At 65.9% G+C, this 13766-nt stretch carries 12 protein-coding genes; 3 read left to right on the top strand and 9 right to left on the bottom strand.

The window, feature by feature from the left end:
- Positions 1-68 precede the first annotated feature (68 nt).
- From uriH to QRN53_RS07230, 3 genes are read left to right on the top strand one after another with little or no spacing between them, the layout of a single operon-like run.
- Positions 69-1175, top strand: coding sequence for a uridine-preferring nucleoside hydrolase UriH (uriH, locus tag QRN53_RS07240; protein ID WP_285243341.1), 1107 nt, complete (start codon positions 69-71; stop codon positions 1173-1175).
- 12 nt (positions 1176-1187) lie between these two features.
- The gene (uriT, locus tag QRN53_RS07235; RefSeq protein WP_502934826.1) at positions 1188-2603 is read left to right on the top strand and encodes a uridine transporter UriT; all 1416 of its coding nucleotides are present in this window, start codon (positions 1188-1190) and stop codon (positions 2601-2603) included.
- Complete coding sequence (locus QRN53_RS07230) at positions 2600-3568, top strand: ribokinase (protein ID WP_285243339.1); 969 nt, start codon at positions 2600-2602, stop codon at positions 3566-3568. Before uriT ends, QRN53_RS07230 begins: the two co-directional genes overlap by 4 nt.
- A gap of 107 nt (positions 3569-3675) precedes the next feature.
- Here QRN53_RS07230 and QRN53_RS07225 read toward each other — a convergent pair whose 3' ends face one another.
- The 9 genes from QRN53_RS07225 to QRN53_RS07185 form a co-directional block, all read right to left on the bottom strand.
- Positions 3676-4407, bottom strand: coding sequence for an SDR family NAD(P)-dependent oxidoreductase (locus QRN53_RS07225; RefSeq protein WP_285243338.1), 732 nt, complete (start codon positions 4405-4407; stop codon positions 3676-3678).
- 44 nt (positions 4408-4451) lie between these two features.
- Positions 4452-5630, bottom strand: coding sequence for an ROK family transcriptional regulator (locus tag QRN53_RS07220; RefSeq protein WP_285243337.1), 1179 nt, complete (start codon positions 5628-5630; stop codon positions 4452-4454).
- A gap of 27 nt (positions 5631-5657) precedes the next feature.
- Entirely contained in the window at positions 5658-7016 is a 1359-nt protein-coding gene (gene ggh, locus QRN53_RS07215; RefSeq protein ID WP_285243336.1) for a glucosylglycerate hydrolase, read from the bottom strand.
- On the bottom strand, positions 7013-8095 hold the full coding sequence (locus QRN53_RS07210) for an ABC transporter ATP-binding protein (protein ID WP_285243335.1): 1083 nt from the start codon (positions 8093-8095) through the stop codon (positions 7013-7015). Before QRN53_RS07210 ends, ggh begins: the two co-directional genes overlap by 4 nt.
- A 42-nt stretch (positions 8096-8137) precedes the next feature.
- A complete protein-coding gene (locus tag QRN53_RS07205) occupies positions 8138-8977 on the bottom strand; it encodes a carbohydrate ABC transporter permease (RefSeq protein WP_285243334.1) in 840 nt (279 codons plus the stop codon).
- A complete protein-coding gene (locus QRN53_RS07200; protein WP_285243333.1) occupies positions 8974-9867 on the bottom strand; it encodes a carbohydrate ABC transporter permease in 894 nt (297 codons plus the stop codon). Before QRN53_RS07200 ends, QRN53_RS07205 begins: the two co-directional genes overlap by 4 nt.
- Positions 9867-11210: an ABC transporter substrate-binding protein gene (locus QRN53_RS07195; RefSeq protein WP_285243332.1), complete on the bottom strand. Its 1344-nt coding sequence runs from the start codon at positions 11208-11210 to the stop codon at positions 9867-9869. Before QRN53_RS07195 ends, QRN53_RS07200 begins: the two co-directional genes overlap by 1 nt.
- Positions 11211-11366: 156 nt before the next feature.
- A complete protein-coding gene (locus QRN53_RS07190; RefSeq protein ID WP_285243331.1) occupies positions 11367-12773 on the bottom strand; it encodes an MFS transporter in 1407 nt (468 codons plus the stop codon).
- A gap of 43 nt (positions 12774-12816) precedes the next feature.
- Entirely contained in the window at positions 12817-13737 is a 921-nt protein-coding gene (locus QRN53_RS07185; RefSeq protein ID WP_285243330.1) for an amidohydrolase family protein, read from the bottom strand.
- Between the last annotated feature and the right edge of the window lie 29 nt (positions 13738-13766).

Here is a 13766-nt window from a genome sequence, read left to right as displayed (position 1 = left end):
GACGTAACCGACGAAACGGTGCCATGATCACACCGGAATGTTGAACCCTGCCTCCCCGGCAGGCCCCAATGACGTGGAGAACCATCGTGGAACCAAACCCGCAACAGAGTCAGCACCAGCCCCGGAAGATCATCCTGGACTGCGACCCCGGCCACGATGACGCCGTGGCCCTGCTCCTGGCACACGGCAACCCCAATATCGAACTGCTGGCCGTCACCACGGTGGTGGGCAACCAGACCCTCGAAAAAGTCACCCGCAATGCCCTGGCCGTGGGCACCATCGCCGGCATTACCGGCGTCCCCTTCGCCGCCGGCTGCCCCCGCCCGCTGCTCCGCAGCATCGAAACCGCGCCGGACATCCACGGCGATTCCGGCATGGACGGCCCCGCGCTGCCTGAGTCCACCATCGAACTGGACCCCCGCCACGCCGTCGACCTCATCGTCGACACCGTCATGGCGCACGAGCCCGGCACCGTCACCCTGGTCCCCACCGCCGGCCTGACCAACATCGCCATGGCCGCCCGCAAGGAACCGCGCATCGTGGAACGCATCAAGGAAGTGGTCCTGATGGGCGGTGGCTACCACGTGGGCAACTGGAGCGCCGTGGCCGAGTTCAACATCATCATCGACCCCGAGGCCGCGCACATCGTCTTCAACGAAAAGTGGCCCGTGGTGATGGTGGGCCTGGACCTCACCCACCAGGCGCTGGCCACCCCGGACGTCGTGGAGAAGATCGCCGCCATCGGCACCGGCCCCGCCAAGTTCGTCACCGAACTGATGGACTTCTTCGCCCACACCTACAAGGACGCCCAGGGCTTTGACCACCCGCCCGTGCACGATCCCTGCGCCGTCGCGTACGTGATCGACCCCAGCATCGTCACGACCCGCAAGGTGCCGGTGAACATCGAGCTGACAGGCACGCTCACCCTGGGCATGACGGTCGCCGATTTCCGCGCCCCCGCCCCCGCCGACTGCCACACCAGCGTGGCAGTGGACCTGGATCACGCACGGTTCTGGGACCTCGTCACCGACGCGCTGGTCCGCATCGGCGAGCCGGTCAGCAACACCAACGCGGACGACGCCGGGAGCAAAGAAGGTGCGGAGCGCACCCCAGGCGGCGCGGCCGACGTCGTACGCCCGGAAAGTGCCCACCTCACCGTTGGAGGGGTCAAGTAAATGACTGCCTCCATGACTGAAACGAAGACCGGCCGCGGCAACACCGCCGCCCTCATGACCGCCCTGCTGGCAGCCTGCGTGGCGTTCCAGCTCAACGCCTCCATGCTCAGCCCCGCCCTGGTGACCATGGGCGAGGAACTCAAGACCGACCAAGCCGTCATTGGCCTCTCCCAAACCTGGTTCTTCACCGCTGCCGCCCTGTTCTCCCTGTTCCTGCCGCGGCTGAGCGACATCGTGGGCCGCAAGAAGGTCCTGGTGGGCATGATGGTCCTCATGGCCATGGGCTCCGTGATCGCCGCTCTCGCCCCGGACGTCACCTGGCTCTTCGTGGGCCGCATCATCCAGGGCGTCAGCGGACCCACCGTGCCGCTGTGCCTGATCATGCTGCGCTCCGCCGTCAGCAACCCCCGCAAGTACGGCACGCTGATGGGCCTTATCACCGCCGTCAACGGTGGCGTGGCCGGCGTGGACTCCTTCGTGGGCGGCTACTTCGCCGAGCACTTCGGCTTCCGCAGCATCTTCTGGCTGATGGTGGTCCTTGCTGCCGCCGCCACCGCCCTCGTCATGGTCCTGGCCAAGGAGAGCAAGCCCGCCGCCGGTACCCGGATGGACTGGCGCGGTGTGTTCTTCATTGTGGTTGCCGTGGGAGCCCTGCTGACCGCGCTCAACGAAGCCTCCAAGCTCGTGGCCGGCTTCAACTCCGGCACCCTGATGCTGAGCCTGGCGCTGGTCCTCGTCTCCGCCGCCGCGTTCTTCGCCTTCTGGCGCACCGAACAGCGCGCAGCCCAGCCCATGGTGGAAACCGTCCACCTGCGCCAGCGCGCCACCTGGGCCCCGCTGCTCACCACCACGCTGACTATGACCGGCATCTTCGCGGTCATCAACGGGATCGTCCCGGCCTACGTCCAGGCCGCCTCACCCGGGTTCGGTGTTGGCCCCACCGAGATGTCGCTGATCATCCTCACCCCGTACGCCCTGCTGGGCTGGCTGGTGGGTCCGGTCAGTGGCCGGCTGGCACCGGTCCTCGGCTACACCAAGGTGCTGCGCATCGGGCTCCTGGGCAGCATCGCCGCGCTCGCCGTCATCGCCTTCCTGGGGCTGCACAGCCTGCCGATGATGATCGCCGGCACGGTCTTGCTGGGCATCATGTACGCCGGTACCGTCAACATCATGCTCAACGGACTCGGCGTTGTCCTCTCGCCGGCCGGCAACCCCGGCTTCCTGCCCGGCATGAACGCCGGCGCCTTCAACCTGGGCGCGGGCCTGAGCTTCCTCATCCTGCCTGCCGTCCTGGTGGCAACGTCTGCACTGGGCGATGCGGCGGCATCGTACCTGACCGTCGTGCTGGTGGGGCTGGCCCTCACCGTGGCCGCGTTCGCCGCGTCGCTGCTGATCCCCAAGCCGGTTGAGGCCGAGGTGGACGTATGAGCGCCGCAGCCGAACGCGCCGGCCGGATCGTCGTCGTCGGCTCCCTGAACGCAGACCTCACCATCTATTGCGAACGCCTGCCGCAGCCCGGCGAGACCGTGCACGGCAACGGATTCGCCGTGAACCCGGGCGGCAAGAGTGCCAACCAGGCCGTCGCCGCGGGCCGCCTGGGCGGACACGTCAGCCTGGTAGGAGCCGTGGGCGAGGACGCCAATGGGAACATGCTCCAGGCCTCGGCAGCCGGGGCCGGGGTGGACGTGGGGCACGTGCGGACCTCCAGCGAACCAACCGGCGTTGCGGTGATTGCCGTTGACGCCCACGGCGAGAACAACATCATCATCTCTGCCGGAGCCAACGGAACCCTGTCCCCGGCTGACGTCGCGGACGCCGCGGACGTCCTGGAGGGGGCCGCCGTCGTCAGCCTCTGCCTGGAGGTGGCCATGCCCACCGTGCTGGCTGCCGCCCAGGCAGGGCACGACGCCGGCGCAACGGTTTTACTGAACCTCTCGCCGTACGCGCACATTCCGGCGGAGCTGGCCGAACTGACCGACGTCCTGCTGGTGAACGCCCACGAGGCAGCGCTGTTCCTTGGCCCCGGGGCCTCGGTCCCGGGTGCGGACGCCCACGCAGCGCAATGGGATGCCGTCCGGGAACGGTTTGCCGGGCGGGGGATTCGGTGTGTCCTGGTGACCCTCGGCGCGCACGGATCCGTGGTGCTGGATTCGGAAGCGGCTCCGGGCTCCAGCGTGACCTTCGTGGCGCCCACCCGGGTCGACGCCGTGGACACCACCGGCGCCGGCGATGCCTTCACCGGGGCGGTTGCGGTCCGGCTGGCCGCCGGAGATGCGCTCGCCGACGCCGCCCGGTTCGCCTCCGTTGCCGCGGCCCTGGCCACCACGCGGAAAGGCACCCAAGCGGCGTATCCGGAAACGGCCGACGTCGAGCGCCGGCTCCGCTCCTCCTGACCCTTCGGGTGCACCCCGCCGGCACAAAACCTTCGTCGATTGCTCCGTACTTGTCGTTTTCGCGCTCCAAAACGACAAGTACGGAGCAATCGATGAGGTCAGCCCAGCTAATAAAGGGTGACGCCGGTGTGCTCAGCGAGCAGGGCCAGCAGGGCGTCCTGGAAGCGGGGATCGTTGGCTGCCGGGTGCGGTGTCTGCCGTTGCTGGTGGTACCAGTAGCCGCCGCCGGCCAGGACCGCCGGGTCGTCGCTGGTGGCCAGCCATTCCTGGGTACGGTGGCCCAGCTCCAGGCTGTCCGGCGCGGAACGCCCACCCATCCGGGTGGGCACCCAGCCGGGGTCCACGGCGTTGCTGGCGACGTTCGGCACCAGCCGGGCCAGCGCCAAGGACAGCGCAGTGACCTGGAGCTTGGTGGTCGAGTAGGAGGCCGTCGTCGTCCGCCCTTCCCAGTCCAGGCCCTCCAGGCCGGCGTCCCCGCCGCGGTGCATGCCGCTGCTCAGGTAGACCAGGCGCCGCGGACCCGGGATGAGGGCCGTCAGCAGGTACGGGGCGACCACGTTCACGGGCAACAGTGCCGCCCCGTTGAGCACCCCCGCGTTGTGGATGACCGCATCAATGCCGCCGATTCCGTTGGCGTCCGCAGCGAGCTGCCTGACGTCCGCCAGGATAGCCAGGTCTCCGATAAGGCTGTGCGCCCCGCGGTCCAGCAGGTGCTGCACCGCGGAGAGCCGGCGGGAGGACCGCGCATGCACAATCACGTCATGGCCGTCCCGGAGCAGCGTCTCCGCCGTCGCAAGGCCCAGCCCGTCAGCGGAGCCAGTGATGAAAATGCGTGCCACGGGTCGGCCTTCCTTCGATGGTGTGTGATGGACCGGATGAGGCGTCACGCCAGGCCGGTCACATCCGAGAACATCCGGTCAACGGCGCGGGGGGCAAATATTTCGCGCATCACCAGCGTGGTGAGCCCGTGGCACGCTGCCAGATCCTCCGGATGGCCCGCCTCCACCATCATGCCTTCGGCGATCCGTTCAACGACGTCGGCAAGGACCCTGTGTGCCACTTGGTCCACGAACATCGCCAGTGAACCTATCCGGCCCCCGAGCACCAGCCGGTCCGGATTCAGCGTGGTGACCGTCGCCGCAAGCGCCCGCCCCAGGACTTCGGCAGCCGAGTCGAGGGCATTCAGCACCTCAGGGTTTCCAGCCATCGCAGCATCGCCGACCTCGCCGGCCGTCGAAAAGTGCAGATGACCGAGCCGGTCCTGGATGGCACGCCCGGAACTATAGGCTGCCAGGCAGCCACGACGTCCGCACCGGCACAGCGGCCCGTCCGGTGTCATCCGGATATGGCCGATGTCGCCCGCCGAACCGTGGGCACCCCGGAGGATGGAACCCTCCACCACGATGCCGCAACCGATGCCCGTTCCAACCTTTACGTAGACCACTGTTTCGGTGTCGCTGTTCCGTTCGCCGAGGGCAGCGGCGCGGGCATCGTTTTCGATGACAAGCGGCAGGTCCCAGGCTGCCTTCACGGCCGCAACGACGGAATCCGGGGCCCACCCTGGGATGGTGGTTGGGTGTTTCACGAATCCGGTAACTGCCTCCACCGGTGCCGGAAGGCTGACACCGATGCCAAGCAACGTCTCATCCGCACCTCGCGCCAGCAGCGCGCGTCCGTCCTGGATCAACGGATCCAGGACGGACGCGGCGGGATCGCTGATATCCAGGTCCCTGGTTACGGAGCGCAGTTGCGTGCCGGTGGTGTCGGCAATACTCACGGTGCCGTGGGTCTGGCCGAGCGTGATGGCCAGGACTACCCGGCCCCGGTCCTCGAAGCGGATCTTCCGTGAAGGGCGTCCGCCAGTGGAATCCAGTGGTTCTGCTTCGTAGATGTAGCCCCGGCGGGTGAGGGTATCCAGGCGTTCATAAAGTGTGGCCCGCGACATCCCGGTAGTGGAAAGGAGTTGCTGCCGGGACAATCCGTCCGCGGATCGGATCAGCTCCAGCAGGTATCCGTGCGATGTCGCCCCACCCAAGCTGGCAGGCACTCTTTCAACGGTCACGCCGGCCCCCTCTCACGGTCCATAAGCCTACTTGCCCGACGCGGCCTCCTGCGCCGTTCCCATCCATTCGAGGGCGGCCGCTGCTGTCCAGGCCTGCGCGAGGCTTCCCAATGGTTCGCCGGTGAAGGGCTCGTAGTACTCGCCGAACTGCAGGTCGGACAGTTGCTGAATTGATGCGGACCGAAGATCCTCGAAGAGTCCGGTGGCGCCGTCGCGGGAGCAGGCCCAGCCCAGGAGCAGGTTCAGGAAAGGCCACACCGGTCCGCGCCAGTAGGTTCGCGGCCGGAACGCATCGCTGGCCGGCGAGGTGGACGGCGGGAGCGGAAACCGGAGCTTCGGGAAGCCCATCCACCGAGGTCCGCGCAGGAGTTCGCGCTGGGCCGCGAGGAGGGCAGGGTCGCCGCCGGCGATGAGGGGGGCGAAGCCGGAAACGGTTTCGGTGCCGATCCATTCTTTGGCGAGCACGTCGTAGTCCCTGGCCAGCCCGGTCTCCGGGTCCACTGTCGAGGCGACACCCGCACGGAACCGGTCCGCCATGTCCCGGAGCTCGCCGGCCTCGGATTCCCGGCCGAGCTCATCGGCAAGACCTGCAAGGACGTCGCTGGACGCCGCCAGGATCGCGGAGAAGAAGACGTCGCGGACGCGGAAATCGACGACGTCCTGCACGGCGGCGTCATCGAACCCGACCTCGGCCATCTGCTGCACCAGCCAGAGGTACTTGGTGTACTCGTCGTCGTCGGGCCGTTCACTGGCGTCCGCGACGTGCAGGACATCCCGGCGCGTGAAGGCCGGCACGGCTCCCGGCACGATCCTTGAGTAGGGGCCGTCCCAGCGGGGCGAGTTGTCGAAGCCCGATTCCCAGCCGTGGTGGATTTCAATCAGTCCAACGCTGTCCGGGTCGCGGACCGTGGCCAGCCAACGGTGCCATGCCAGCCAGCCGTCAAAAGACTCGGCCAGGAATTCCTCGGCTGCCTTCTGGTCGGCTCCGCCGTTTTCCCTCCCACGGTCAACAATGTGGCGCAGGGCGATGGCGTGCACGGGCGGTTGGCAGATTCCGCTGCTGCGAACCCCGGGGGGCAGCGCCGCCGCGGCCGCCGTTCCCCACCGGTCGAAGCCCGGAAAGTAGCCGGTGTCGTTGTCGCTGAAGACGATGTGGGGAATCATTCCCGTGGACCATTGCGCGCTGAGCAGGCTGCGCAGCTCCGTGACGGCGCGGGGGACGTTGGTACGCGCCAGCCCAATGGCCACGAATGCCGCGTCCCAGCTCCACATATGCGGATACAGGTTGGGGGCGGCGCTGGTCATGGTGCCCAGATCGTTGATCTTCAGCACGTCGATGGCGGCGGAGCGCAGTTCTTCCATGGACAGGGCGTGGGTCGGGTTCATTTGGCCTCCAGTGCCATTGACGTTTCGCGGTCGTAGACGCGCATGGTGTTTGGGGCGAAGCCCAGCCAAACGGTGTGGCGGGGAGCCGTCTTGAAGGTGGGAGGGGCCTGGACCTTTAGGTTGTGGCCGTCCACCTCGACCGTGAGCAGGACGGTGGATCCCATAGGTTCGACGACGAGGACTGTGGCCGCCACGTCGCCTGAGGACCGCTGGTTGCTGACTGTCACGTTCTCGGCCCGAACCCCCAGGAGAACGTCCTTGCCGGCAAACGAGCGGAGGATGGACGGGGCCATGAGCTGCTGCTCACCGAGGACCAGCGTGCCGCCGTCGTGGCTGACTGCGGCGTCCAGGAAGTTCATGGGCGGGGACCCGATGAAGCCGCCCACGAACTGGTCCGCAGGTGCGTCATAAACGTCCAGCGGATCTCCCAGCTGCACGATGCGGCCCTTGCGCATGACGGCCACCTGGTCGCCGAGGGACAAAGCCTCGCTTTGGTCGTGTGTGACGTACACAGTTGTGGTGCCGAGGTCCTGGACGATCTTCTTGAGCTCGGACCGGAAGGTCAGGCGCAGCAGGGCGTCCAGGTTTGACAGCGGTTCGTCCATCAGCAGCACGTCGGCGTCCATGACGATGGCCCGCGCCACGGCCACCCGTTGCCGTTGTCCGCCGGAAAGGTTGGCGGGAAGCCGGTCCAGGTACGGTCCCAGTTGTAGAAGGTCGGCGGCCCACTGGACCTTACGTTCGATCTCGTCGGCGGGCACTTTCGCCATCCGCAGGCCGAAGCCGATATTGTAACGGACCTTTCGGTGCGGGAACACGGCGTAGGACTGGAACACCATCGAGAGGTTGCGTTTGTTCGGCGGCAGGTAGGTGACGTCGCGGCCGCCAATGGAGATCGAACCCGAGTCCGGAAGTTCGAGTCCGGCAATCATCCGCAGCAGGGTGGTCTTCCCGCAGCCGGATGGTCCCAGCAAGACGGTGAACTCGCCGTCGCGGATGGACAGGGACACGTCGTCCGTGGCGCGCTCGGAACCTCCGGGGTATGTCTTTACTAGGTTGGAAATCTGGATATCAGCCACAATCGGCTCCTTCGGGGAAAGTGGTGGTCGGCCGGCGCGGGCCTAACGGATGGTGGAGCCCCACATGTTGGTGAGGTAGCGGCGCATCAGCGCGATGAAGATGATGGACGGGATGACCAGGGCAAAACCGCCCGCAAACCGGTACGCCAGTGGGGAGTCGGACAGTGAGCTGAGGACCTGGGCGGGGAGGGTGCGGTGGTCCAGGGTGAGGATGGAGGCGCCCAGCACTTCGTTCCAGGACATGACGAAGGTAAAGATCGACGCCGCGGCGAGGCCCGGCAGGGCCATGGGCAGCACCACCCTGCCGAATGCTCCGAGCGGTGAACAGCCAAAGAGGCGAGCCGCTTCTTCAACATCGATGGGGACGCTGAGAAAGACGCTGGCCGAGATCAGGATGGTGGTAGGCAGGGCCAGGGCGGTGTGCAGGAGGATCACCGCATAGGTCGTGTCGTAGATATCCACGGTGAGGAAAAGCCTGGCCAGGGGGACGGACAGCACCACGATCGGCAGGGCGCGGGTGAACAGCAGGAAGAGTTGGTAAGGGTCTTTGCCGCGGAAGCTGAAGCGGGCCAGCGCATACCCCGCGGGCACGCCGATCAGCGCCGCCAGGATCAGCGTCCCGGCCCCAACGATCAGCGAGTTGCCCAGCGCTCCGAAAATGCCGGTCGCCCCAAGGAATCCGGTGAGTGTTTCCACGGAGAGGTTGGTGGGCAGGAGCGAGAGCGGGAACTCGTTGAGCGAGGCCCTGGACGAAAGCGCTGCAAGGGAAATCAGGTAGATGGGGATCAGCATGAACAGCGAGACGGCGATGCATGCTGCCTGCAGCAGGAACCGGTTCCGCTTCTGCCTGGCGATCGGTGTGGTGTCCACTTTGGTGCTCATCGGAGCCCTCCCTGGTTCTTGTCGCGGAGAGCCCGCAGGTAGAAGATCGACGTGACCATCGAGACAACGAGGATGACCAGCGCCAGTGCGGCAGCCACGTTGGGGTTCTGCAGCCCGGTGTACCAGCGGTACGTTTCCCCCACTACCAAGGGGAAGTTCTGGCCCGTCAGGGCCTGCGCTACGGCGAAGGTCTGGAAGGCGAGGATGGTCCGCAGGATCAGTGCAACCTGGAGGCTAGGCTTCAGCAGCGGCAAGGTTACGTGGCGCAGGCGCTGCCAGAACGTGGCGCCGAAGACCTGGGCGGCCTCGTCGTAGTCCTTGGGGATGCCCTGCAGGCCCGCCACCACGATGATCAGCACCAGGGAGGTTGCGCGCCAAAGTTCGGCGATGAGCACGCAGATGAACATGCTGGTCTGGTTGTCGTAGGCGAGCCAGGAGATGCCCTGAAGACCGAACCAGGAAAGGGCCGAGTTCAGGTACCCGCGATCGTTGAAGATCGCGAGCCAGACCAAGCCGGCCGCCAGGTCGCTGAGGGCGAGGGGTATGGCCCAGATGAAGAAGTGGACCTTGTGCAGCCGCGGATTGCTCCGCAGCATGAGGGCCATGGCGATCGCCAGGGCGAACTGCAGGGGAATCATCACGACAATGAGGAGCAGCGTATTGCGGACTGCCGGCCAGAAGTAGGGGTCCTGCACCATGCGGTTGACGAACTCGAGGGTGAAGCCTTGGTCGTCCTTGAAGGCCTGCAGGACGCCCTGGACAACGGGCCAGCCCAGGAGCAGTGCCATGAAGACGACGGACGGGCCAATCAACAGGACTGCGGGCGGAATCTTGCGGTGCCGTGGTGGAGCAACTGTTGCGGCGGGGGTGGGAGGTGCCTCAACGACCATTACGCTACCTCGCATTTCATCGAAATCGGATCGGGCGCCCAGCACGGAACATTCAGGCCCTTCAGGATGGTGTTCAACTGTGTTGCCTGCGTATCAAGGACCTGCTGGATGGGCCTGGTTTCGAGGCAGATCTGCTGGAAGCAGTTCTTGAAGATCTGCGAGACTTCCCCTTCCTTGGCGCCCAGCCCTACCGGTGGAAGTGCCAGCAGGGCTCCGGCAGACCGCTGCTGCCGGCGGACTGCGGCAGCTTCGAGCGCAATGGCGCCGGTCAAGTCCGAGGGAAGCTCCGTTTGGACTACCGGGAAGAAAGCGTTGCTGCGAAGGGTTTCGATCTGGGACGCCGGCTCGGTCAGGGCGCGAATGGCCTTTTCCGCCAAGTCACGGTCCTTGCCGTTTTTCGGCAGCGCCATCCCGGCAATGATCAGCATGTAGCCGCGTCCCTTGGGACCGCGGGGCGCGGGAACCATGAGCCAGTCGTCAGGCTTGGCGGCGGGTGCATTGACCAGGCGTGCCACATGGTCCCAGGCCACCAGGACCTCGCCCCGCGCCAGGGGTTCCTGCATGTAGTCATAGTTGGTGGAAGCCGGCGCCATCGCGGACCACAGTTCCTGCATGTAGTCCCAGGCGGCTATGGCGTCCTGATTTCGGAACGTGGTGATTTGGCCGCCGGTGAAGCTGGGCAGCAGGAAGCCCTGGTAGAAGCGGTGGTGAAGGCCTTTTGGTCCGGCGGGCATCCCGAAGACCGGCCTGCCTGCACCCTGTTTGGCGGCTTTGGCCCAAGCCAGGAAGCCCTCGTAGGTCAGATCATTGACGTCCACGCCCGCGGGCAGCCATTCCAAGGCCTTCTTGTTTACGGCCACCACGTAGGTGGCCTGCATCCACGGGACATATCGCGAGGTGGAGCCGCCCACTTTGGTGAGGTCAAGCATTTCCTTGGTGAACCCGCGCCCGGCCAGGTCCCGCAGGAGGGCGTCGACATCCTCGAGGTAGTCGGCGAGAGGGGCCAGCTCACCGTGCAGGCCGCCCAGCAAGGAGGTCTTCACGTTCCCGGCGGCCGCCTGCGTGCTCACCGTGGAGGAGAAGACGCCGGGGTCCACGGAGTTATAGGCCATGGGCACCTTGGCGAACTTCTTGAGGACCGCTTCGTACCGTTGCTTTTCTTCGACGGGGGTGAACTGGGTGGACAGGAACCCTACGGTTCCCTGGCCCGCGGCGGCTCCGCTGGTGTCGAACCCCGCGCAGGATGCCAGGAACGGTGCCGACATGGCTGTTCCCAGGCCTGCCAAAAGCAGGCTTCTGCGCGAAACGGCGCTGTGCCGTGGTTGGAATGTGGTGTCGGTCATTGACTGCTCCCATCGGATGTGCTCCACTGCACAAACTTTCGTTTAAGCATTAGACATAAGTGGCGCAGTGTCAACCCTCCTTGGGGAGCATGCGGACATGGAGTTAACGGAAGAGCCCGGTGCCGCCGTGCGGCACCGGGCTCTGAGTCGCGCATATTAGTGGCGGATGCCGCCGTCGTGCGTCCTGGCCGCGGCGGTTCCGTCCACCGGCCCGGCTGCGGGGTCTGCCCCCGTTGCCGCGAACAGCCGCGCCTTCTGCGTTGCTGGGCCGAAAATGGCCAGTGCCACCGCACCGAACAGCCAAGCGCCGGCGATGAAGAAGAAGACGCTCTGGTAGCCGCTGCCGTTGTAGAGAGCCGCGATGATCAGCGGCCCGGCTGCGTTGGAGAGGCGCCCCAGCCCGTAGGAGACGCCGGTACCCATGGAACGGCCAGTGGTGTCGAACAGTTCGGGGGAGTAGGCGTAGGCCAGTGCCGTGTAGCCCCGTTCGAACAGGTTGACCAGGAAGCCGAACAGCACGATGAGGACCGGGTTGAAGGTGAGCCCGTAGAGCAGTCCGCACACGGCGATGACGCTGCCGAAGACCACCAGGCACCACTTCCGCTCGAAGCGGTCCGTGACCAGGGCGGCGAGGTATGAGCCCAGCGGCGCGCCGACGGTTGTCAGCGCCACGTAGAAGATGGAGTTCTCCACGCTGAAGCCTTCCTTGGCCAGGAGGGTGGGAGCCCAACTGGAGTAGCCGAAGAAGCCGATGGTCTGGGTGACCCAAAGGACGGTCAGCAGGAGGGTGGGCGCAAGGTACTTCTTTTGCAGCAGGAGCGTCAGGGGCGCCTTGGTGGCTTTGAGGGTCTCCACAGGTGCAGCAGGCTCGGGAAGTGCGCCCTTTTCCGCGCTGACGGTTGCTTCGATCTCATTCAGGATGGCATCGGCTTTTGCGTAATCGCCCTTGTTTTCGTACCAGCGCGGGGATTCCTTGAGGCGCCGGGTGAACAGGATGAAGAGGATCCCCAGCGCACCCCAGATGTAGACGAGGCGCCAGCTCCAGTCAGACAGGGGAACTACCAGGCTTGCAATGAGGTTGGTGGCCGGCGTCCCGCAGATGCCAATGACGATCGCGTACGCCTGGTACTTGCCGCGCTTCGCCGCAGGGAAGAGTTCGTTGACGTAGATAACCGCAACCACCGTCATGGCGGAGAGCCCGGCCGACGTCAAGACCCGGAAGACGCCGAGGGACACAATGTCCCAGGAGAAGGCCGCGACGAGGGAGAACGCCGCGTACCAGAGCGTGGTGATCACCAAGGCGTTCTTGCGTCCCCAGCGGTCGGCCATCCAGCTGGCGATGAGGGAGCCGAAGAACATGCCGACAAAGGATGCCGAGGTCACGTACGCCACCTGGTTGACGGTGACGCCCCACAGCTTGATCAGCTTGGGAACGGTGGTGGCGAAGCTGTTGATGTCCGCGAACTCGAAGAAGTAGGCGAACGAGACGGCCACCAGGGCAATCTTGTGGAACTTGGAGATGGGCAACCGGTCCAGGCGGTTGGCGGCGTTGGAATGCGTCATTGGAATCCTTGGGGCAAAGGTCGGGGAAGCTCGGGGCGGCTGGCTAGGCTTTTTCGCCGGGCCAGTAAAGGTTCATGGGGTTGCTGACCAGCAGCTTGTGCTGCAGTTCGGCGGTGGTGGCAACGCGGGGGATGTAGTCCACCAGTAGACCGTCGTCCGGCATGTGGTCCGTGAGGTTCGGGTGGGGCCAGTCCGTTCCCCACAGAACCCGGTCAGGAAACTCCTCGACGACGGTGCGGCCGAATGCCACCACGTCACGGTATGGCTGCGGTTCCCCGTCCAGTGCAGGCGGACCGGAAATGCTCAGCCTTTCGGGGCAACTTACCTTGACCCAAACATCGTTGTTCTCCACGAAGCGGAGGAAGCGGCCGAACTCGGGGCCGGTCGCGGGCTTCGCGACGTCCGGCCGGCCCATGTGGTCCACCACCAGCGGAGTGGGCAGGGATCCGAAGAACCCCTCGAGGCCTTCGAGGTCCTGTCCCTCGAAGTAGATGACGACGTGCCAGCCCAAAGTGGCGATCCTGCGGGCGATTTCCGCAAGTTCTTCCTGGGGTGCGGCGTTAACCAGCCGCTTCAGGAAGTTGAATCGCACGCCCCGCACGCCGGCCGCATCGAGACGCTGCAGTTCGGCGTCACTGATGTCCGTACGGACGGTGGCCACGCCGCGGGCCCGGCCTCCTGCTGCCTGCACCGCGTCCACCATGGCGCTGTTGTCGGCGCCGTGGCAGGTGGCCTGCACGATCACGTTGCGGCTGATGCCCAGGTGGTCGCGGAGGGCGAAAAGCTGCTCCTTGCCGGCGTCGCACGGTGTGTACTTCCGTTCAGGAGCGAACGGGAATTCCGCCCCCGGGCCGAAGACGTGGCAGTGGGAGTCCACTGCTCCTGCGGGAAGTTTGAAGCGGGGCGTTGACGGGTTGCTGTACCAGTCGAGCCAGCCGGGCGACTTGGTGAAGGTGCTGTCCATGGGGTTCCTTTGGCGGGCAGTTGAATGGG

The sequence above is a fragment of the Pseudarthrobacter sp. fls2-241-R2A-127 genome (assembly GCF_030209355.1).
GTDB lineage: Bacteria > Actinomycetota > Actinomycetes > Actinomycetales > Micrococcaceae > Arthrobacter.
Note: the sequence above shows the minus strand (reverse complement) of the source record. Positions and strands in the feature narration are given on the sequence as shown.

Excerpts from the sequence above, each read along its gene's own strand:
- uriH (WP_285243341.1), top strand. The coding sequence starts at position 69 with ATGACGTGGAGAACCATCGTGGAACCAAACCCGCAACAGAGTCAGCAC.
- QRN53_RS07190 (WP_285243331.1), bottom strand. The coding sequence starts at position 12,773 with ATGACGCATTCCAACGCCGCCAACCGCCTGGACCGGTTGCCCATCTCC.
- QRN53_RS07205 (WP_285243334.1), bottom strand. The coding sequence starts at position 8,977 with ATGAGCACCAAAGTGGACACCACACCGATCGCCAGGCAGAAGCGGAAC.
- ggh (WP_285243336.1), bottom strand. The coding sequence starts at position 7,016 with ATGAACCCGACCCACGCCCTGTCCATGGAAGAACTGCGCTCCGCCGCC.
- QRN53_RS07200 (WP_285243333.1), bottom strand. The coding sequence starts at position 9,867 with ATGGTCGTTGAGGCACCTCCCACCCCCGCCGCAACAGTTGCTCCACCA.
- QRN53_RS07230 (WP_285243339.1), top strand. The coding sequence starts at position 2,600 with ATGAGCGCCGCAGCCGAACGCGCCGGCCGGATCGTCGTCGTCGGCTCC.
- QRN53_RS07185 (WP_285243330.1), bottom strand. The coding sequence starts at position 13,737 with ATGGACAGCACCTTCACCAAGTCGCCCGGCTGGCTCGACTGGTACAGC.
- uriT (WP_502934826.1), top strand. The coding sequence starts at position 1,188 with ATGACTGAAACGAAGACCGGCCGCGGCAACACCGCCGCCCTCATGACC.
- QRN53_RS07195 (WP_285243332.1), bottom strand. The coding sequence starts at position 11,210 with ATGACCGACACCACATTCCAACCACGGCACAGCGCCGTTTCGCGCAGA.